Origin of the sequence: Hoeflea sp. AS16 (assembly GCF_038900095.1) — a bacterium.
Lineage (GTDB): Bacteria > Pseudomonadota > Alphaproteobacteria > Rhizobiales > Rhizobiaceae > Hoeflea.
The window spans coordinates 15,400-34,666 of sequence record NZ_JBBMQQ010000006.1 but is presented as its reverse complement, the minus strand read 5'-3'; the positions used below and the strand labels follow the sequence as shown (position 1 = coordinate 34,666).

General features: G+C 59.1%; 21 protein-coding genes. 20 read left to right on the top strand and 1 reads right to left on the bottom strand.

Going from position 1 to position 19,267, the window contains the following annotated elements; genetic code table 11:
• Positions 1 to 25: 25 nt before the first annotated feature.
• The 17 genes from WNY80_RS15270 (at position 26) to WNY80_RS15190 (ending at position 15,007) form a co-directional block, all read left to right on the top strand.
• Positions 26 to 1,516, top strand: coding sequence for a chemotaxis protein (locus tag WNY80_RS15270; RefSeq protein WP_342888264.1), 1,491 nt, complete (start codon positions 26 to 28; stop codon positions 1,514 to 1,516).
• Between the two features lie 18 nt (positions 1,517 to 1,534).
• Complete coding sequence (locus WNY80_RS15265) at positions 1,535 to 3,016, top strand: flagellar hook-length control protein FliK (RefSeq protein WP_342888263.1); 1,482 nt, start codon at positions 1,535 to 1,537, stop codon at positions 3,014 to 3,016.
• Positions 2,958 to 3,536: a transglycosylase SLT domain-containing protein gene (locus WNY80_RS15260; RefSeq protein ID WP_342888262.1), complete on the top strand. Its 579-nt coding sequence runs from the start codon at positions 2,958 to 2,960 to the stop codon at positions 3,534 to 3,536. The genes WNY80_RS15265 and WNY80_RS15260 overlap by 59 nt, the downstream gene beginning before the upstream one ends.
• Positions 3,537 to 3,817: 281 nt before the next feature.
• The gene (locus WNY80_RS15255; RefSeq protein ID WP_342888261.1) at positions 3,818 to 4,489 is read left to right on the top strand and encodes a response regulator transcription factor; all 672 of its coding nucleotides are present in this window, start codon (positions 3,818 to 3,820) and stop codon (positions 4,487 to 4,489) included.
• A 119-nt stretch (positions 4,490 to 4,608) separates the two neighbouring features.
• Positions 4,609 to 5,874 carry a flagellar hook protein FlgE gene (locus WNY80_RS15250; RefSeq protein ID WP_342888260.1) on the top strand — a complete coding sequence of 422 codons (1,266 nt, stop codon included), beginning with the start codon at positions 4,609 to 4,611 and terminating at the stop codon, positions 5,872 to 5,874.
• 31 nt (positions 5,875 to 5,905) lie between these two features.
• Positions 5,906 to 7,369: a flagellar hook-associated protein FlgK gene (gene flgK, locus WNY80_RS15245; RefSeq protein WP_342888259.1), complete on the top strand. Its 1,464-nt coding sequence runs from the start codon at positions 5,906 to 5,908 to the stop codon at positions 7,367 to 7,369.
• A 4-nt stretch (positions 7,370 to 7,373) separates the two neighbouring features.
• The gene (locus WNY80_RS15240) at positions 7,374 to 8,426 is read left to right on the top strand and encodes a flagellar hook-associated family protein (RefSeq protein ID WP_342888258.1); all 1,053 of its coding nucleotides are present in this window, start codon (positions 7,374 to 7,376) and stop codon (positions 8,424 to 8,426) included.
• 53 nt (positions 8,427 to 8,479) lie between these two features.
• Complete coding sequence (gene flaF / locus WNY80_RS15235; RefSeq protein WP_342888257.1) at positions 8,480 to 8,827, top strand: flagellar biosynthesis regulator FlaF; 348 nt, start codon at positions 8,480 to 8,482, stop codon at positions 8,825 to 8,827.
• Positions 8,824 to 9,273: a flagellar biosynthesis repressor FlbT gene (gene flbT / locus WNY80_RS15230; protein ID WP_342888256.1), complete on the top strand. Its 450-nt coding sequence runs from the start codon at positions 8,824 to 8,826 to the stop codon at positions 9,271 to 9,273. The genes flaF and flbT overlap by 4 nt, the downstream gene beginning before the upstream one ends.
• Positions 9,264 to 9,665 carry a flagellar hook assembly protein FlgD gene (flgD, locus tag WNY80_RS15225; RefSeq protein ID WP_342888255.1) on the top strand — a complete coding sequence of 134 codons (402 nt, stop codon included), beginning with the start codon at positions 9,264 to 9,266 and terminating at the stop codon, positions 9,663 to 9,665. The genes flbT and flgD overlap by 10 nt, the downstream gene beginning before the upstream one ends.
• Before the next feature lies 1 nt (position 9,666).
• On the top strand, positions 9,667 to 9,933 hold the full coding sequence (gene fliQ, locus WNY80_RS15220; protein ID WP_342888254.1) for a flagellar biosynthesis protein FliQ: 267 nt from the start codon (positions 9,667 to 9,669) through the stop codon (positions 9,931 to 9,933).
• A 237-nt stretch (positions 9,934 to 10,170) separates the two neighbouring features.
• Positions 10,171 to 12,258: a flagellar biosynthesis protein FlhA gene (flhA, locus tag WNY80_RS15215; protein ID WP_342888253.1), complete on the top strand. Its 2,088-nt coding sequence runs from the start codon at positions 10,171 to 10,173 to the stop codon at positions 12,256 to 12,258.
• Positions 12,255 to 13,010, top strand: a complete 756-nt coding sequence (gene fliR, locus WNY80_RS15210; protein ID WP_342888252.1) for a flagellar biosynthetic protein FliR — start codon at positions 12,255 to 12,257, stop codon at positions 13,008 to 13,010. The genes flhA and fliR overlap by 4 nt, the downstream gene beginning before the upstream one ends.
• A 1-nt stretch (position 13,011) precedes the next feature.
• Complete coding sequence (locus WNY80_RS15205) at positions 13,012 to 13,407, top strand: hypothetical protein (RefSeq protein ID WP_342888251.1); 396 nt, start codon at positions 13,012 to 13,014, stop codon at positions 13,405 to 13,407.
• A gap of 99 nt (positions 13,408 to 13,506) precedes the next feature.
• Positions 13,507 to 14,106 (top strand): rod-binding protein, encoded by a 600-nt coding sequence (locus WNY80_RS15200; RefSeq protein WP_342888250.1) that lies wholly within the window; start codon positions 13,507 to 13,509, stop codon positions 14,104 to 14,106.
• Complete coding sequence (locus tag WNY80_RS15195; protein WP_342888249.1) at positions 14,103 to 14,474, top strand: hypothetical protein; 372 nt, start codon at positions 14,103 to 14,105, stop codon at positions 14,472 to 14,474. Before WNY80_RS15200 ends, WNY80_RS15195 begins: the two co-directional genes overlap by 4 nt.
• Positions 14,471 to 15,007 carry a hypothetical protein gene (locus tag WNY80_RS15190; RefSeq protein ID WP_342888248.1) on the top strand — a complete coding sequence of 179 codons (537 nt, stop codon included), beginning with the start codon at positions 14,471 to 14,473 and terminating at the stop codon, positions 15,005 to 15,007. The genes WNY80_RS15195 and WNY80_RS15190 overlap by 4 nt, the downstream gene beginning before the upstream one ends.
• 66 nt (positions 15,008 to 15,073) lie before the next feature.
• Here the strand turns inward: WNY80_RS15190 and WNY80_RS15185 are convergent, their stop codons facing one another.
• Positions 15,074 to 16,063 carry a glycosyltransferase gene (locus WNY80_RS15185; protein ID WP_342888247.1) on the bottom strand — a complete coding sequence of 330 codons (990 nt, stop codon included), beginning with the start codon at positions 16,061 to 16,063 and terminating at the stop codon, positions 15,074 to 15,076.
• Between the two features lie 145 nt (positions 16,064 to 16,208).
• Here WNY80_RS15185 and WNY80_RS15180 point away from each other — a divergent pair, with 145 nt between their 5' ends.
• The 3 genes from WNY80_RS15180 (at position 16,209) to WNY80_RS15170 (ending at position 19,213) form a co-directional block, all read left to right on the top strand.
• The gene (locus tag WNY80_RS15180) at positions 16,209 to 17,381 is read left to right on the top strand and encodes a glycosyltransferase family 4 protein (protein WP_342888246.1); all 1,173 of its coding nucleotides are present in this window, start codon (positions 16,209 to 16,211) and stop codon (positions 17,379 to 17,381) included.
• 130 nt (positions 17,382 to 17,511) lie between these two features.
• On the top strand, positions 17,512 to 18,291 hold the full coding sequence (locus WNY80_RS15175) for a WecB/TagA/CpsF family glycosyltransferase (protein ID WP_342888245.1): 780 nt from the start codon (positions 17,512 to 17,514) through the stop codon (positions 18,289 to 18,291).
• A 43-nt stretch (positions 18,292 to 18,334) separates the two neighbouring features.
• On the top strand, positions 18,335 to 19,213 hold the full coding sequence (locus WNY80_RS15170; RefSeq protein ID WP_342888244.1) for a DUF6492 family protein: 879 nt from the start codon (positions 18,335 to 18,337) through the stop codon (positions 19,211 to 19,213).
• Positions 19,214 to 19,267 lie beyond the last annotated feature (54 nt).

The following is a 19,267-nucleotide window of genomic DNA, read 5'->3' as shown; positions in this document are numbered from 1 at the left end:
GCGGCGCGCCGGACAAATTGCGCCTGTGAGCCTCGCCGTTATCGCGGCGATGTTTGCGTTTGGAGCGTGTGCGGAAGAGCCGGAGGCTCCGCTGCCATTCGAGCTGTTTCACGGCGCGGAAGCATTCCCGAACGTTCGTTCCGAAGCAGCGCCGGAAGACAATGCCGACACGGCGGCCAAGCCGCATGAAGGCGAAGCCGGAAATGAAGCCGGGCCAGCCCATGCCGGCACGGACGAGAACAAGACCGATGCAGCTGAAGGCGTCAAGGCGCCCTTTTCGGAACCTGGTGAAGTGGCCGGTTTCGAGATGGAAGACCAGATGGAGGCGCTCGAGCCTTACAAACTGGTCCGGTCGCTGCAGTTTGTTCAGGATGCCGTGGTGCAGGGCGACCATTCGGCGATGGAGATGCAACGCTTTCTCATCGGCGTCATCGACAGCCGTCTTCGACAGGCCGACCAGTCCGTCTTTGACGACCCCCGCAATGTCGACGCGGCGTTGATCTATGCCATGAGCGGCGGCAATCCGGCGACGCTCGACATTCTGGCAATCAAGGACAAGTTCGGCAATTTCGACAATGAAGTCACCACCGTTCTCCGCGCCTATCTGAACGGCCGTGCGGCCAGGACCAAGACGGCGCTGACCGACGTGGTCAAGATCTATCGCGATACCGAGATCGGCCCCTACATCACTTTGGTGGCCGCCAATGTCATGGCCTCGATGAATGACGTGGCCGCGTTGGAGCTGTTCGACTGGGCGAGATTGACCGCTCCGGGAACCCTGGTCGAGGAAGCTGCGCTGAGGCGGTCGCTGTTCATTGCGGCGCAAAAGAACATGGTCGACGAGGCACTGCATTACGCGCAGCTTTACGCGCGCCGGTTCATCAACTCTCCCTATGCCGGCCAGTATGCCGATCTTGTGGTTGATCTCGTGCTCCTCAATTACGAGAAAGTCGGCGACGAGGGGCTGAGCGAAATCCTGTCGTTCATGGACCGTCCGAGAAAGCGCGAGATCTATCTCCGCATCGCCCGCAAGGCGGCAATCACCGGCCTTCGCGAACTCGCGGTGTTTGCCTCCGACAAGGCCGAGGCATTGCTGGGCACCAATGACAAGACGCCCCAGGCAATGGCCGAGCTCTATTCGGGCATGGCCAAAATACCCACTGATGGCGTTGGCAATGTTCTTGAAAGCATAAACTCGCTTTCGGGCGCGCGCTTGTCGCGGCGTGACCGTGCATTGCGCGAGGCGGCAAAGGTCGTCGCGAGCGAGGTTGTCAGGAAACCTATACCCGACAGCTTCACGCAAGCATTGCCATCCATGATAGCGCAACCGGAAATGCGGCAGGGTGGTGATAGCCCGAAGATCGCAACCGGCGGAGAGAAGAAAGCCGGAAGCTCGATCTTCAGACGGACCACTGCCGCTGAAGAGGTGAACCTGGCGGCAGAAGAAGAAGCATTCAAGGGTTATGTGTCGGACCGGAAGCAAGCGCTCGAGCGTATAGACAAGCTGCTTGAGTGAATTGGGAAGGAAAGCGTCGTGAGTGCACTTGATATGGTATTGCAGCGGCAAGTACCTGCACGGCCGGTCGCCAGGATTGGCGAAGGGGCCGCTGGCGCGGATGCTGCCGGAGACAACAGGAACGATGCTTTCTCGGCTGCCCTTTCGCAGGAGAAGCGCAGCGCAACAGCCGAGCGCGACCGGGTCGGTTCGAATAGCGAAACCGATACAGGCGCCGAAACCACGGAACCTGACGATCAGCTCGCCTCCAATTCCGGACAGTCAGACGAGGTTCTCAACCTGCTGTCGGGCTTGATGTCGAGCGCTGCCTATTCCGATGACGCCGATCTCGGCAAGAATTCGCAGACGGAAGAGATTGCAACCGAAGACGCGGTTGATGCCGATGTGGCAGAGGAAACGCCCGCCGGCAAGCCGGCCGTTGTTGCCGTTGCGAACATGCCGGCCATGACGGAAACTGATGATGTGAGCGAAGCCGGCTTGCAGGCCGCCGGCGCCAAGAGCGCCAAGGCCCAGACAGAGACGGCCGCCGCCAACCTGCTTCAGCAGGCAGCCAATACCCAGAAGTCAGCCGACGCGCAAAAGGCAGCCGCTGTTCAGGCAAGCGGGACCCAGGCGGGTCAACAGGCCGACGTTGATGCAAGATCATCAGTCGCAGCGCCCGCCGCCTTGGCCTCAGCTGCCGCCGCGGGCTCGGCAGGGCAGGGTACCCAGGCTCAGGCAAAGGCTCCGGCTGCAGAGCCTGGCTCTGACCGGCAGAAGGATCAGTCCGCGATCAAGGAAGCCATGCGCGCCCTCGGTATGGATGGTGAAGCCCGGCCGGCTGAAGATGTCAGGATCCGGGGCCGCAATGCAGGCAGGCAGGGCGAGGCCGCTGACCGGCGCAGTGACGAGGCCATGAACCCCAAGGGTGGCAAGGTCGAAGTGATTGAATCGCGCCGGTTCATGCCGGTCCAGAACATGTCGGCAAACGCCCAGTTGCTGACGCGTACGCTGGTGGATGCCGGCAATACCGCCTTGACGGCGCAGCGCACCGCTCCGGCCCAGCCGCTTGCCCAGACCGGGGCGCCGCAGGCAGGGCAGACACTCCACACCCTCAAGCTTCAGCTCAATCCGGTCTCGCTTGGCAGCGTCACCGCGGTACTGAAGCTTTCCGGTGATGACCTGTCGGTCGAAATCAAGGTTCAGACCGCTGAAGCCTACCGGCAGATCAAGCAAGACAATGAGTCCATTATCAAGGCTCTGCGCGGGCAGGGGTTCGGTGTTGAGCAGATCACGGTCCAGCATGTCACCGGATCTGACCGCGCATCAAACCAGACCGCTCAGCAGGGGTTCCAGCCAAACCAGCAGGGTCCGGGGTCAAGTGATGCACAGTCTTCCGGCAGCGAGAACGGTCGCAACAATGCAAGGCAGCAGGGATCCGGCACCCAGGGAGGGCAAGGCCATGACCAAGGTTCGTATGCTGGTCCTGGTACTGGCCGCACTGACGGCGTCTATCTCTGACGGATTGGCGCCACGCCAGGCACAAGCGGCAACGGGTGTCTGCGAGGCTGAAATTCTCGCCGCGGCAAGAGCTCACGGCGTGCCCCCGGGTATCCTCCATTCTGTCGGCCTGACCGAGACCGGGCGGAAGGGATCGCTCTACCCTTACGCCCTGAATATCGAAGGCCGCACGGTCTATGCGAAAAACCGCCGGGAAGCGTTGCGCGAGTTCGAAAAGGCCCGAGCCGAGGGCAAGACCCTGATCGATCTCGGATGCATGCAGATCAATCATCGCTATCATGGCGCTGAATTCCCGTCGGTGAGCGCAATGCTCGACCCTCACGCCAATGTCGAATACGCCGCCCGCTTTCTTGCCCGGCTGCACGCGCGCCATGAAACATGGACAATGGCAGTCGCGCGCTATCACGCCGGCCCGAACAACGACCCGGCACAGAAGAGATATGTTTGCCGGGTGATCGCAAATCTGATCGCAACCGGTCACGGAGCATGGACAAAACAGGCCAAATCGTTCTGCGGATAATGCAACCAGAAATAGCAGCCGCCATCTTCCTGCCCGATTTGTAACAATTTGTTAAGATTTAGGCGTTTCTAAACGACGCAAGGAAAAAATTAACCTTTTGTTAACTTTTCCCAACAAAATTGTGTCTGCCGCCGCCAAGACATACCATATCTAGGCAAATCAGCGGAAAATATGGTTAATCAATTATTAATTGTCACCGGATTCATTTCATAGTTTACCAAGATTCAGCGGATTCGTACTTCTTAGTCAACGGGGCACCACACTGATTCGGAGGCGAACGAATGATCGTAGTGGTTGATGATCGACAATTGGTAAAAGACGGGTACACATCACTTTTCGGGCGGGAAGGGGTTCCATCGGCGAGCTTCGATTCCATTGAGTTCGGCGAGTGGGTGCATGCGGCGGCAGATTCGGATCTCGAGGCCGTTGAGGCTTTCCTGATCGGGCATGGCAAGCAGATGATGGATTTGCCCAGGGCGATCCGTGATCGTTCGCAGGCTCCGGTGATCGCGGTCAGCGATACGCCGTCACTTGAATCCACTCTGGCGTTTTACGACAGCGGCGTGGACGACGTGGTGCGCAAGCCGGTCCATCCCCGGGAAATCCTGGCGCGGGCAGCGGCTATCCGCCGCCGGCTCAAGGCAATCACCACCCATATCGAAATCGGTCCTATCCGGGTCTTTTCCGATGGCCGGGATCCGGAAATCGAGGATCGCACATTTGCGCTTCCGCGGCGCGAACGCCGCATCCTTGAGTATCTTGTCGCAAACCGCGGTCGCCGGGTGACGAAGCAGCAGATCTTCAACGCTATCTACGGCATCTTCGATGAAGACGTGGAAGAGAACGTTGTCGAGAGCCACATTTCCAAGCTGCGCAAGAAGCTGCGCAAGCGTCTGGGTTTTGATCCGATCGATTCAAAGCGGTTCCTCGGATACCTGATCGATTGGAAGTAAGCGGGCTTTGGCCAGCTGGCAAAAATCAGTTGGCCGACACCAAATGCATCACAGGCAATCAGGTTCACGCAAGGCCCGCGAGCTAATCTAAATCGCAGTAGCAAACGAGGGATTACGCGATGAGCCTTTATGGAATGATGCAAACCGGTGCGTCTGGTATGAACGCACAAGCCAACCGCCTGAGCACCGTTGCAGACAACATTGCGAACTCCAGCACGCCTGGTTACAAAAAGGCGAGCACGGCATTTTCGTCGCTCCTTTTGCCCAGCAGCGCCGGCACCTACAACTCCGGTGCGGTGCAGACAAGTGTCCGCTATTCCATTACCGATGCCGGCCCTCTCGAATTCACCACGTCAAATACCGACCTGGCGATCGATGGCGACGGCTTCTTCATCGTCAATGACGGCAATGACAGCTCGTTTCTGACGCGGGCCGGATCCTTCGTCAAAGACGGCGATGGCAATCTCGTCAACGCGGCCGGTTTCACCCTGATGGGGTACGACTATACCGGCGGAACGCCCGCACCGGTGGTCAACGGTTTTGACGGGCTGGTTCCCGTGAACGTTAACTCCGCGGGCCTGACCGCCACGCCGTCCACCACCGGTCTGTTCTACGCAAACCTTGATGACAGCGCCGCGATCATCCCCGCTGCCGACCTTCCGTCGGCTAACGCCGCCACTGCGCAATACAATCACAAGAGCTCGCTGGTGGTGTACGACACGGTCGGCAAGGAAGTTCTGCTCGATATCTACTATTCCAAGACTGCCGATGACGTCTGGGAGGTGGCCATCTATGACCGTGCGGACGCCGCGCCGGGAACGGCATTCCCTTATGGCGGCGCGACCCTTCTCCAGAGCCAGACACTGACATTCGATCCTGCACTCAATGGCGCCCTCGATGCCGGTAGTGCGACCGATATCGTTGTCAACGTCCCGGGCGGCGCAACATTGACCATCGACCTGGCCGACATGACGCAGCTGAACTATCCCTTCACCGTCGATGATGCGGATGTGGACGGCAATGCGCCCAGCTCCGTGACCGATGTCGAGATTTCCGCTGATGGTACGGTCTATGCGAAGTATGAGAACGGCGACCTGAAGCCGCTCTACCGCGTGGCGCTTGCAAATGTCGCCAGCCCGAACAATCTCATTCCGCTTCCCGGAAACGTCTACTCGCAAGGCATCGAGTCCGGCGTCATCACCACCGGTTTCGGCGGTTCGGGCGGCTTCGGCAATATCATCTCCGGCGCCACTGAAGGATCGAATGTCGATCTGGCCACAGAACTGACCGACATGATTGCGTCACAGCGCAGCTACACGGCCAATTCCAAGGTCTTCCAGACCGGTTCGGACCTGTTGGACGTCCTCGTAAATCTCAAGCGATAAATTTCGACTCGGGAGCTAGAAAGAACAGTCAATGTCTCTGACATCAGCACTCAGTACAGCGCAATCGTCTCTGTCCAACTATGCGACACAGACAAGTGTGATTTCGCGCAACATATCCAACGCCTCCAATCCGGATTATGTCCGGCGGGATGCGGTTCTGACGAACTCGACCATCGGAGCGCAGGGCGTCAGCATTCAGCGCGCCCAGGATATGGCTCTGTTTGTGCGGAGCATTACCGACACCTCGACATCCAGTGCTCAGGAAACCCTGCTCACCGGGTTGTCGGACCTGAAGAACATACTGGGTGGCAATGATTACGAAACGTCACCGGCTGTATTGATCGCAACCATGCGCGATACTCTCGCGACATATGCGGCAAAGCCCGGTGAAGCCACGCTTGCTCAAATGGCGATCGCCGATGCGGTTACCGTTGCAAACGGGCTTCAGGATGCTTCAAAGTCCGTTCAAAGTGTCAGATATGAAGCTGACAAGGCGATAGGCGAACAGGTTCAGAAGCTCAACGAATTGCTCGCGCGCTTCGAAACCACCAACAACAAGGTCTATAGCGGCACCCAGACAGGCAAGGATGTCAGTGCCGACCTGGACGAGCGCGATTCGTTGATCAAGCAGATCTCGTCGATCATCGGTGTTACCCAGGTTACCCGCTCAGGCAATGACATGGCGCTCTACACGAGCGATGGCGTCACGCTGTTTGAAACAGTGGCGCGTCCGGTGGAATTTGAAACCTCATCGGGTTTCTCTGCTTCGCTTGTCGGCAAGCAGGTCTTCATCGATGGAGTGCCGCTGGCGGCAGGTCAGGGTGCCAACACGACTGGTCGCGGTTCTCTGCAGTCGCTGATACAGATCCGTGATGACTATGCTCCATCAATGCAGGACCACCTCGATGAAATCGCGCGTGGACTTGTCGTCGCATTCGCCGAATCGGATCAGACGGCCAGTGCGCTGCCGGATCAGACTGGCCTCTTTACATGGTCCGGCGGACCGGCAGTTCCTGTTGGCGCAACGATCATTCCCGGTATTGCATCTTCGATAAAGGTCAATCCGGCTCTGATACAGTCGCTTGGCGGCGATCCAAATCTGTTGCGCGACGGCGGCATCAACGGCGCTGCATACAGCTCCAATCCCTCCGGGGCTTCCGGGTTTTCCACTCTGTTGGATGCTCATGTGCAGGCTCTTGATGAGCCGGTTGCGTTCGATGCTGCGGCCGGGATTTCCACGTCAGCCAGCATTCTTGGATTTGCCGCCGAATCGATCGGCTGGCTCGAACTCAACCGCAGCGATGCGGAATCGGCAGCTGAAGCACGCGAGGCTTCGCGGTTCCGGTCGGTCGAGGCCTTTTCGAACATCACCAGCGTCTCGCTGGATGAAGAGATGTCGATCCTGCTCGAACTGGAGCAGTCCTACAAGGCGTCGGCCCGTTTGATCACGGCGGTCGACGAAATGCTCCAGGCCCTCTTGGCGGTGGCGAGGTAATCAGATGAAAACGAGTTTCGTTTCAAATCTAGCAATGCAGAACGCCATGCGGCTGACCATCGGCCGCGGGCAGAATGAAATCCAGAAGCTGAACACGGAAATTGTCACCGGCCGTTACGCTGACATCGGTCTGGCGCTCGGCGCCAAGGCGTCCAACAGCGTCACCCTCAACAGTGACGTGTCCAGGCTGCAAGCTATCCTGGATTCGAACGCGCTGGTGACCCAGCGGCTTTCGGCTTCCCAGTCCGCGCTGGACCTGATGGCAGATGCCGCCCAGCAGATGATGGGGGCATTCATCGCTGTCAGTGGATCAGACGATGCCAACCGCTTGTTGATCGCCCAGCGCGATGTAGAAACGGCTCTCGGCGAGTTTACAGTTGCTGCCAACACCTCATCCAATGGCGAATATCTGTTCGCCGGCATCAACACCAACACGCAGCCGCTCCAGGATTTTCTCACGGCAGGATCGCCGCCAAAGGTCGCCTTTGATGCGCTCTTTGTCAGCAAGTTTGGTTTTGCCCAGGATGACCCGCTGGCTTCGACCATCTCGGTCGCCGACATGCAGGATTTCCTCGACAACTATCTCGAGCCGGCCTTCAGCGGCACCGACTGGAATACGAACTGGTCGAGCGCATCGGATACCAACATATCAAGCCGCATCAAGATCAACGAGGTGGTGGAATCCAGTACCAACACCAACACTGCGGGGATGCGTAATTTTGCGATGGCCGCGGTCATCGGAGTTGAGTTGCTCAATTCGCCGATTTCGGCCGAAGTCCGCGCCTCGCTCAATGATTCCGCGATCAAGTATGCCGGTGCTGCCGCGACCGGGATCGACAATGAACGCAGTATGCTCGGGGTGTCGGAAAACCGCATCACCAAGGCAAACACCGCGCTCGAATCTCAATTACGTATCATCACCCTGCACTTGGGTGATGTCGAAGGTGTGGATGCCTACGAGGCTTCCACGCGCATGAAATCTTTGCTGGCCCAGGTCGAGACATCCTACACGCTCACGGCCCGGATCCAGCAGATGAGTTTGATGAATTACTTGTAGCTGCATGGCCCGGAGTTATCGGGCGTGAGTGGACAAACATGAAGGGCGTCTGAATGTACCAATTTTCCTATGCGGATGTTCAGGAGGATGGTGTTGCCGAAGCGCGCGAACGCGAGCGTGAGGCTATCAATCATTCGATTTCGCTGCTGCAAGCAGCCAAGACCAATGGTCTTGAATCCCGCGACGCAATCGAAGCTGTCTACTTTGTCAGCCGCCTTTGGGTCCGGTTTGTCGAGGATCTGGCCTCGCCTGACAATCAACTCGCCGAGGAGCTCCGGGCTAACCTGATCTCCATAGGCATCTGGATAATCAAGGAATCCGAGCGGATCCGGAAACGCGAGTCCGACAATTTCCAGGGCATTATCGATATTTCGATCATCATCAGGGACGGCTTGAAATGAAAAGCTCTCTGCGCATCTCCCTAAAGGCGGGCGAACGGATCTTCATCAACGGGGCGGTGCTTCGTGTCGACCGCAAGGTGGCGCTTGAGTTCCTCAATGACGTTACCTTCCTGCTGGAGAACCATGTTCTGCAGCCCGAACAGGCAACCACACCGCTCAGGCAGCTCTATTTCATCGTCCAGATGATGCTGATCAACCCGGAAGGTGCCGAACAGGCGATGGGGATGTTCCGCAAGTCGGTCGTCATGTTGTTGACCTGCTTCAAAAATGAACAAGTTCTTACCGAGCTCAAGCATATTGATGGTATGGTCACCCAGGGTCGAGCCTTCGAAGCGCTCAAGGCGATTCGTGCGCTCTACCCGATCGAGGAGCAGATCCTCGATACCGCCGGAATGTCTGCCGGCACCATCGAACAGATTCGCAAGGAGTTGGCCCCATGGACGTAAGTGCAGTCAGCAGTTCTTCAGCGGCAGCCGGTTCGGCAGCTGAAAGCGCATCCAAGAAGGCCACGCTCGATTACGACACGTTTCTGACCCTGCTTGTCCAGCAGATGAAGAACCAGGACCCGACAGAGCCGATGGACGCGACCGAGCAGATCGCCCAGCTGGCGACCTTCAGCCAGGTAGAGCAGACCATCCAGACCAACAAAAACCTGGAAAACCTGCTTCAGTCCTCGACCCTTAATCAGGCCGGAACCATCATCGGTCGCACGATTACCAGTGCTGACGAGACCGTTTCGGGCGTTATCAAGGAAGTTCAGGTCTTTTCTGACGGACTTATTGCCGTGCTTGAAGACGGCAGCAAGGTTCTGGTCGGTGCCGGCGTGACGATCAGCTGAGATGAACGAAGCTGACGCCCTCGATATTGTACAGACTGCGATCTGGACCGTGCTGGTTTGCTCGGGCCCTGCGGTCTTTGTCGCAATGTTCGTCGGCGTTGGCATCGCCTTCATCCAGGCCCTGACCCAGGTTCAGGAAATCACCCTGACCTTCGTTCCCAAGATCGTGGCCATTCTCATTACCGTGGCCATCTCCGCGCCTTTCGTCGGCGCCCAGATTTCGACCTTCACCAATATCGTTTTCCAGCGCATCGAATCCGGCTTCTAACTCAGTCTCAGGGACTGACAGAAGGCCTGGAAAAACACGACGGCTGACCGTGGTGTTTCGCACTCTCCTGATGCTGGCGATATGCTGCGCGAACCGGGCAAACAGCCTGCGGCGGAAAACGCCATGATCCCGCACCAGCAATCACAATGCCACCTTCGCGCAAGCTTCGGCCTCTAGGGTCCCGGTGACTTATTGCGTGGGCATGATGCCTGCGCTGTGTTCCGGAGCTCCGCAAACATGGCCAACCCGCAAGCGCTGGCGATCCAGAAAACAAGCTTTCAGGGAAAGGACATGGGCTTTGCCTTTGGCATTGTCGTCATCCTGTCTATTCTCTTTTTGCCGATTCCGGCTTTCCTTATTGATATCGGACTGGCGTTCTCGATCGCGTTCTCGGTGCTTATCCTGATGGTGGCATTGTGGATCCGGCGTCCGCTCGATTTCTCCTCGTTCCCGACCATTCTGCTGATCGCCACGATGATGCGCCTGTCGCTCAACATCGCGACCACGCGTGTGATCCTGTCCGAAGGCCATCTTGGCCCGGAGGCGGCCGGAAAGGTCATCGGCGGTTTTTCGCAGATGGTGATGTCGGGTGACTTCGTCATCGGCGTTATCGTCTTTCTCATTCTGGTGACTGTGAACTTCATCGTCATCACCAAGGGCGCCACCCGTATCGCTGAAGTCGGCGCCCGCTTTACCCTTGACGCCATTCCCGGCAAGCAGATGGCCATCGACGCCGATCTCTCGGCCGGCATGATCGATGACAAGCAGGCCCACGACCGGCGCAAGGAACTGGAGATGGAGAGCTCGTTCTTCGGCTCCATGGACGGTGCCTCGAAGTTCGTGCGCGGCGACGCCATTGCCGGCCTGCTGATTACCGGCATCAACATGTTCGGCGGCGTGATCATCGGTTACGCCCGCCATGACATGCAGATCGGCGAAGCGGCCGATGTGTTCGTACGGCTCTCCGTGGGCGACGGACTGGTCAGCCAGATCCCGGCCCTGATCGTGTCGCTGGCAGCGGGCCTCCTGGTCTCCCGCGGTGGTCAGCTGGGCTCCACCGACGAGGCTGTCATCGATCAGCTCGGCGGCTATCCCCGCGCGCTGTTTGCATCTTCCGGATTGCTGTTCCTGCTGGCCGTCATGCCAGGCCTGCCGTTCATCCCCTTCGTGCTGCTGGGCGCCGGCATGGCTTTCGGAAGCTGGATCATCCCGCGTCAGCGCGACCAGAAGGCCCGCGCCGAGGCGCAGGAGATCCATCGCTCCGAGCAGGAGGAAAAGGACAAGGAAAAGGATTCCGTCAAAAACATCCTCAAGACCGCCGAAATCGAACTGGTGCTCGGCAAGCAGGTTGCCACCAAGTTGCTCGGATCGCACGAGGAACTGGCCTTCCGCGTCGCCAAGATGCGCAAGAAATTCGCCACCCAGTACGGCTTCGTCGTGCCCGAGATCAAGGTCACCGACGACATCTCGATCAAGGACAAGAGCTATCATATCCGGATTCACGGAACCACGGTGGCCGCCAATGACCTCCGGGTCGGCGAGCTTCTTGTGGTTCTTGCCGGTTCGCATCGTCCGTCGATTCCCGGCGACGAGATCCGCGAACCCGCGTTCGGTCTGCCCGCACTGTCTGTGCCTGAAAGCTTTGGTGCTGACCTCAAGCGTGAAGGCTTCCAGCCGATCGACAACGTCTCCGTCGTGCTGACCCACCTTTCCGAGGTGATCCGCAACAACCTACCGCAGCTGCTGTCCTACAAGGACATGAAGATCCTCATCGACAGGCTCGATCCGGAATACCGCAAGCTGGCCGACGAGATCTGCACCTCGCACATGACCTATTCCGGTTTCCAGGCGGTTCTCAAGCTCCTGCTTGCCGAACGGGTCTCGATCCGCAACCTGCATCTCATTCTCGAAGCCGTTGCCGAACTCGCGCCGCATGTGCGCAAGACCGAGCAGATCGTCGAGCATGTTCGCATCCGCATGGCCCAGCAGCTCTGCGGCGACATTGCCCGCGACGGTCAGCTCAACGTGCTCAGGCTCGGCAACCGCTGGGATCTGGCCTTCCACCAGGCGCTCAAGCGCGATCCGAAGGGCGAGATCATCGAATTCGACATCGATCCGCGCATGCTTGAGGAGTTTTCCGAGGAAGCAACCAAGGTTATCCGTGAACACATGGACAAGGGCGTGCCGTTTGTGCTGGTAACTTCGCCCGACTCACGGCCTTATGTCCGCATGATTGTCGAACGGATTTTTGCAACATTGCCGGTGCTCTCGCACGTCGAAATCGCGAAGGGTATCGAGATCAAGCTTCTCGGCTCGATTTCGTGATCGAGGACCCGCAAGGAACGGTTCTTGCGCTGTTCCTGGCGTTCTGCCGGATCGGCGGCTGCTTCATGGTGCTGCCGGGTTTCTCCAGTTTTCGGGTTCCGGTCCAGGTTCGCCTTTTCGTTGCGGTCGGCGTTTCCATGGCGCTGCTTCCCATCCTCTGGGACACCATCTACCCCAAGGTGCAGGGCGGCAACGGCGACTATATCCTTCTTGTCGGCGCCGAAATTCTCATTGGCGTCACCCTGGGCCTGGTTGCCCGCTTCATTGTTCTGTCGCTTCAATATGCCGGCACGGCCATGTCGATGGCGATCGGTTTCAACTCCTCGCCCGGCGGCGGGGTCATAGAGAACGAACCGGAAGGCCAGCTGACGTCGCTGATCACCTTTACCGCGCTGTTCATCCTGTTCCTGACCGACTTCCACCACATGATAATCGGCTCGCTGGTCCGCTCCTACAGCTTCATGCCGATGAGCACCGGGTTCGAGCCCAGGCTTGCGTTGATGACCCTCACCGACACGCTTGCAGGCTCGTTCATGCTGGTTCTCAGGCTGGCCAGTCCGTTCATGGTCTATGGTCTGATTTTCAACCTGTCGATCGGCATGGTCAACAAGCTCGCACCGCAGATTCCGGTCTACTTCATCTCCATTCCCTACATCCTCGCCGGCGGACTGATCCTGTTCTATTTCGGCTCCCACACGTTTTTCTCGCAGTTCATCGACGGGTTTGAAGCCCTGTTCATGGGGTTGATCTGAAATGGCGACGTCGCGCTCGGAAAAACTCGCCCGTCTCGTCCGCGTTCAGCGCCAGGTTGAGCGGATGGCCGAGTACGAGTTGTCCCTCACCTTGCGCGAGCAGGCCTTGACGGAGGCGACCCAGGACGCCCTGGTGCAGGCTGTCGGCTCTTTCAATCCGATCCATGCGGCGATGTCGCATCAATACGCCCAGCGGTTTCAGCGGCTGTCTGCAAAATCGCAGTTGCTGGAAGGCGCCAAGGGCGTGCAGGAACGCCGCATGCTGACAGAAAAGACCAAGGCCGACCGGTTGTCCGACCAGGCTGACCGGGCGGCCGAGGCCGAGGATCGTTTGGCCACCGACGAAACCCTGTTCGATCTGCTCGACAGCTCGCTTCAGCACCGCGGGTCCGACTGAATCACGCCTGCTGCCGGCTCGGCTGCGCAAGGCCAGCGTAAGCTTCATAGGGCAAAGTGACGGTGATCATTTCCGGTCAGTTTCTGCGAGGCAGGCTCTTTGTCCATACAAACAGCAACCGATATTATTCTTGATGTTGTCCGGGCGGCGGATCCCGCGGTGGCGCAGCGGGCGGAAGCAATGCTCGAAGCGGCTTCGGTTCGCAAATCCGAGCAGGCCGCCGGCACGCCAGCATTCCAGCACCAGCTGCTGGCATCCGCCGATTCGTCATCGGTCTCCGTCGCGTCCGGCAAGGACGGGGCATCAGCCAAGGACGCGGTTCCCGACAAGTCACTTGAAATCTATCAGCGCTTCGAAGCGATGATCCTGCAGAATTTCATCGGCTCCATGCTGCCCAAAGACAGCGAACAGCTCTACGGCGAGGGGACTGCAGGTGACATCTGGAAAGGCATGATGGCCGAACAGCTCGGTGCCGTGCTCTCCAAGGGCGGCGGCATCGGCATTGCCGCGCGCATGATGGGTGACCGTTTCAGCACTGGGCTGGCGCCTGAATCGGCCGATGCTTTGGGCTCCAACGTGTCCAACCGCGCAGCCGGACTGATCAACGAAATCCAGAAACAGGTCCTCGCAGATGTTGCCGGATCTGTTGAATCCAAAGACGCGATAGAAAAATCCAGCCAGGGGCAACAAACAGCATGAGCGAAATGAATTCACACGATCACCGGATCATCGGCGTCCTGTCCCGTCTTGAAGCTGTTATCGACGCTGAAAATGCGGCGATCGGCGCCGATCCCGAGTTTGACATCACGCGGTCGAACACCATCAAGAGCCGCTGCCTCTATGACATGACAATGCTGTTCAACGGCATTCGTCCCGAAGATCTCGAGCCCGAGCACAAGGCCCATCTGGAAACTGTGCGGGCCAAGCTGCAAATCAACAACCTCAAGGTCAGGGCGCACATGGAGGCGGTTCGCGACATTGCCGACATGATCAAGGAAACCGTTGCGGCATGGGAAGCGGACGGCACCTATTCCGCTGACCAGTTCAAGGCTATCGAACTGTCATGATCAAACTGCTCGCCACTGGCGTCTGGATATGCGTGGTGGCGCTGGCATCGGTCTATGTCTCGGTCCAGGTCACCAACACAAAGGAAGTGGTTGAGCCCGATCCTGCGATGTTCGGCGGCCTGGAGACCATCCGCGGTGAAGTCACATCAATTCCGGTCATCAGCAGCGGAGCCGTGCAGGGATACTTCCTGACCCGGCTGTCCTACACGGTCGATCCGCTCAAGACCGAGAAGCTCAGTGTCCCGGTCAACGAGCTGATCACCGACGCGCTCTATACGGCGCTGGTGGGCGAACCGGTTATCGACTTCCCCGACATGGAGAGGTTTGATCTCGAGGCGTTCAAGACCCACATTCGAACCACCCTCAACGAGCGGGTCGGCGAAGAGCTGTTCCACGATGTCATCGTCGAACAGATCGATTTCCTGTCCAAGGAAGATATCCGCTCCAATGTGCAGCAGGGCCGTTCTCTCAAGAACAACCCGACAATCGAACGCGAGGCCCCGCCGCCTGCAGCTGAAGCACAGTCACACTGATCCGTACATGGCGAGCCGCAGCAGCAGATGCTGCGGCTCGATCATTGCGAATTTGACGATGTAGCGTCAGTTGCTTTCGGGGTTGCGGTACTGTTCGTTGACCAGTCCGAATTCTGCCATCAGCCGCCCGACAGCCACCTGGATATGATAGAGCCCGATCACCGCCGAACCGGTTTGAAACCCGAGCCGGAGGCCGCGCAACGGTGAAGCGGCCAGCAGCGCCAGCGATTTGGCCAGCGTGCGGGCCCGGCCTGGAATGCCCGGCCATTGCCGTTTTTCCAGGATTGCCGAAATCGCCCCGTTCCGCAGCGACCGCGCGTTCAGCCACGAAAACTCGGCCCGCCGCGATGGCAGCGTCTCCATCACCGCCGCTTCCGCACTCCAGCCGAAGGAGAAACCGCGTGCCTTGGCGCGGCGGTAGAAATCGCTGTCGCCCCCGCCAATGAAATTGAAGGCCGGATCGAGAAACGGCCTCGGCATCATGTCTAGCACCGGCCGCGAGATCAGCACATTGCCGGAGGAATAGAGGATCGGCACGATGCCGGATTCCTGGTAATGCGGGGTAAAGACCGGATGCCTGCGCCAGCCGTCCAGCCTCTTGTCGGCGAACACCGGGATTTGCGGGCCGCCGACGATATCCGCGCCGGTCTTCTGCGCGGTCTTCATCAGCCCGGACAGCCAGTCAGGACCTGCAATTTCATCGTCATCGATGACGGCGACATGGGTGAGCCGGGGAAATTCCGCCAGCGCGGTTTCCCAGCCTGCATTGTAGGCGTGGCAGTTGCCGCGCTGGTGCGCCACGATGACGATGCCCTTGAGCCGCGAGTTCGTCAGCCAGTCGGCTGCGGCGCGCGCACCCTGCAGCCCTTCGGCGTCATTGTCCATGACCACCACGGCCGTATCGTCGCCAAATCCTTGCGCCTGCAGCGAGTCCAGCGTCATCATCAGGTGGTCGGGCCTGCGGAATGTCGGCAGCGTGATGACGACGCGGATACGGTCCGGCTTGAGGTCTGTGGAGCGGGCGTGCTCGGACACGGAAACGGGATCAGGCGTCATGATGGATATCCGGTTGGTACGTTTCCATCCAATCACAGGTGTCTGAAGAATGCCTGAAGGCGATATGCAGCATTTGAATCAGGCATTTAACGGGCCTTTCAAGCCGTCGCGCTATAGTCTGCGCCAACATCGGAACGGAATTCGCATGCATCTTGTCTTCATCTCATCGCTTGTCCCGGTGACAAACCCGACGTCTGGCTATGACATTGCCAACCGGGTGATCGTCGATGCGATCCGGCTGCTTGGTCATAAGGTGTCTGTGCTTGGTTTCCTGCAGCCCGGCCAGAAGCCCGCCCATCCCGGTGGCACCAGGCTGCTGGGCCGGCTGGAAGTGACAAATGCGCGTGTCGGCAAGTTGCAGAAGGCGCTCTGGCTGAAAGATGCCTTTGTTCACGGGGAACCTGTGTCTGTGGCCAAGATGCACGCCGTCACAGCGTCAGACATCCGCGCCGCATTGGCCGAACTCGGCCCGGTTGATGGGCTGATCCTCAATTCGGTGCAACTGCCCGGTGCCTTCAAAGACGTGTTCGCGGCTTACCCCTCGGTCTTCATCGCCCACAATGTCGAGGCCGACAGCGCTGCCGACAATGCCGCCAATGCGGCAAATCCGGTTACCCGTTTCCTGTTCAGGCGCGATTCCCGGCTTCTGGCCGAACTCGAGAACGGTCTCTGTGCCATGTCGGGCCATGTCTTCACCTTGGCCGAGCCTGACCGTGCGGCACTTGGTGTTGCCGGCGACGACCGGTCAACGGTTCTGCCCCTGGTCACCTCGGTCACGCCGCCGCATTCGTCTTCGCCACGCACACCGATCTACGATGCCGGGATGATCGGGACCTGGAGCTGGGCCGCCAACCGGTCCGGTCTCGACTGGTTCCTTGAAGAGATCGCCCCGCGCCTGCCAGGCGATTTCCGTATCGCGATTGCCGGCGGCATCGGCTCCGACCTGCCGGGTGCCCCGGACAATGTTGCGTTTCTGGGGCGTGTCCCCGATGCCCGCGCCTTCGTTCAATCCTGCCGGGTCGTGCCGCTGATCTCGCGCACCGGCACCGGTGTCCAGCTCAAGACGATCGAGACATTCGAGATGGGGTTGCCATCGGTGGCGACGGCAAGCGCATTGCGCGGAATCTCCGCCCAGCCGGAAAATTGTGCGGTCGCAGATGACCCCGAAGCCTTCGCCCGGTCGCTGATCGAGATGGTCGGCCGCTCACGCGCAGGAGAGCCTCTCGACCGCGATGGCAGAGCCTTTCATGCGCTGCAGCTGGATGGTTTGAAGACCGCCCTGGCGCATGGTCTGGAACGGGGCTTTCAGCATGGTTAACAACAGGTAAATTAAGGCTTTAACCCCATTTGTGAAATGCGGCTGCGGAAAAGTTAAGGAAGTGCTAACACCACTGTCAGGGTGCCCCACAAGGGAATGCCCGCATCAAGGCAGAGTGTTCGGAGTTATCATGCCAGCATTGGAAAAAGGTCAGCATCGCGACATCATGGGCATCCGTGTCGCAGCCTTGGGCTGGGCCCAGGCGCTCGATGAGCTGACGCATGCGATCTACGGCAATGGTCCGCAGCGCATTTTCAATTTCCTCAACGCCAACAATGCCAACCTTGCCATGCGCAATGCCAAATATCGCCAGGGCCTCAGCAAGTCCGAGGTGCTGCCCGACGGCGTCGGCGTCGATATTGCCTCACGCGCGCTCCACGGCACATCCTTCCCGGCCAACCTCAATGGCACTGATTTCATTCCCGCACTGCTGGTACATGCTGAGAAGCCGCTGAAAGTGGCGCTGATCGGTGCCCGCCCGGAAATTCTCGAGCGTGCGGTCGCCAACTTCAGGTCAGCCACCCCGTGGCATCAGTTCGTCGCCGTATCGGACGGGTATTTCGACAAGACCGACAGCGCGAAGGTGCTCGCGGATCTCGCCGCAATCAATCCCGACATCACTCTTGTGGCGATGGGAAGCCCGTCACAGGAAATCTGGATCGACAGCAACATCAGGCAGGGCCATGGCCGTGTTGTCTTTGGCGTCGGCGCACTGTTCGATTTCGTCTCGGGCGCGGTTCCGCGTGCCCCTGAGACCATCCGCAATCTGAGGCTCGAATGGGTCTGGCGCCTGGTTCAGGAACCGTCCCGTCTGTGGCGCCGCTACATTCTCGGCAACCCGGTTTTCCTCTTCCATCTCTTGCGCTACAAGGTATTCGGTGCGGGCCGGCAATCCGGGATGCCTGCCTGACATCCAACGCAATACCCGCCTTCAGGAACCGACCGGAACTGCAATGAAGACAGCCGTAATGACCGCGTCCTGGTCCGCTGACCTGGAACGTTGCAGCCTGATGTGTGAAAGCCTTGACCGGTTCCTGTTGGGCGACTGGCATCATTACATTCTGGTCGAGCCGCGCGATGTTGCTGCATTCAAGCCACTCGAAGGTCCGCGCCGAACCGTTGTCAGTGAAACCGATCTGTTTCCGCGCTGGCTGCGATCCTTCCCCGATCCGTCAAGTTTCGGCCGCCGCCGTGTCTGGCTGAGCCCGTTCTCCGTGCCTTTGCGCGGCTGGCATGCCCAGCAGATCCGGCGTCTGGCGCTGGCGCGGCACATCGATGCCGACATGCTGTTGTCGATCGATTCCGACGTGGTGATGGTGCGTCCCTATGATCCCGCAAGCATGTGGGTGGACGGGAAAATGCGGATGTTCCGCATTGATGGCGGTGTCAGCGAGACAATGTCCGAGCATCACGACTGGCTGGCCCATGCCGGCCATCTGCTCGGTTTGCCCGCGACCGTCACCCCGGCACATGACTACATCAACACCTTTATCGGCTGGCGGGCCGACACCGCCCGCGCATTGCTCGATCACATCGAGAAAACCACCGGCCGCAACTGGGTCCGTGCGCTGATCTCCTCGCGCGCCATTTCCGAATGCACGATCTACGGCCGGTTTGCCGACGAGGTTCTGGGCGGGGAGGGGCATGCTCCCTCTGACCAGGCGCTATGTCATATGCTCTGGTTCCGCGAAACCTATCCCGAAACAATCGAGGGTCTCGAGATCTTCATGCGGGATCTGCGTCCCGACCAGGTTGCGGTCGGGGTCCAGTCTTTCGTGCATCATCCGATATCCGAAATCCGCCGCCTGGCGTTTTCAGTCACGCCGCAATAAGCGCCGTGTGTCTGGGGTGATTCACAAGCCGTGCCCCGTCGCCGGAATGCGATG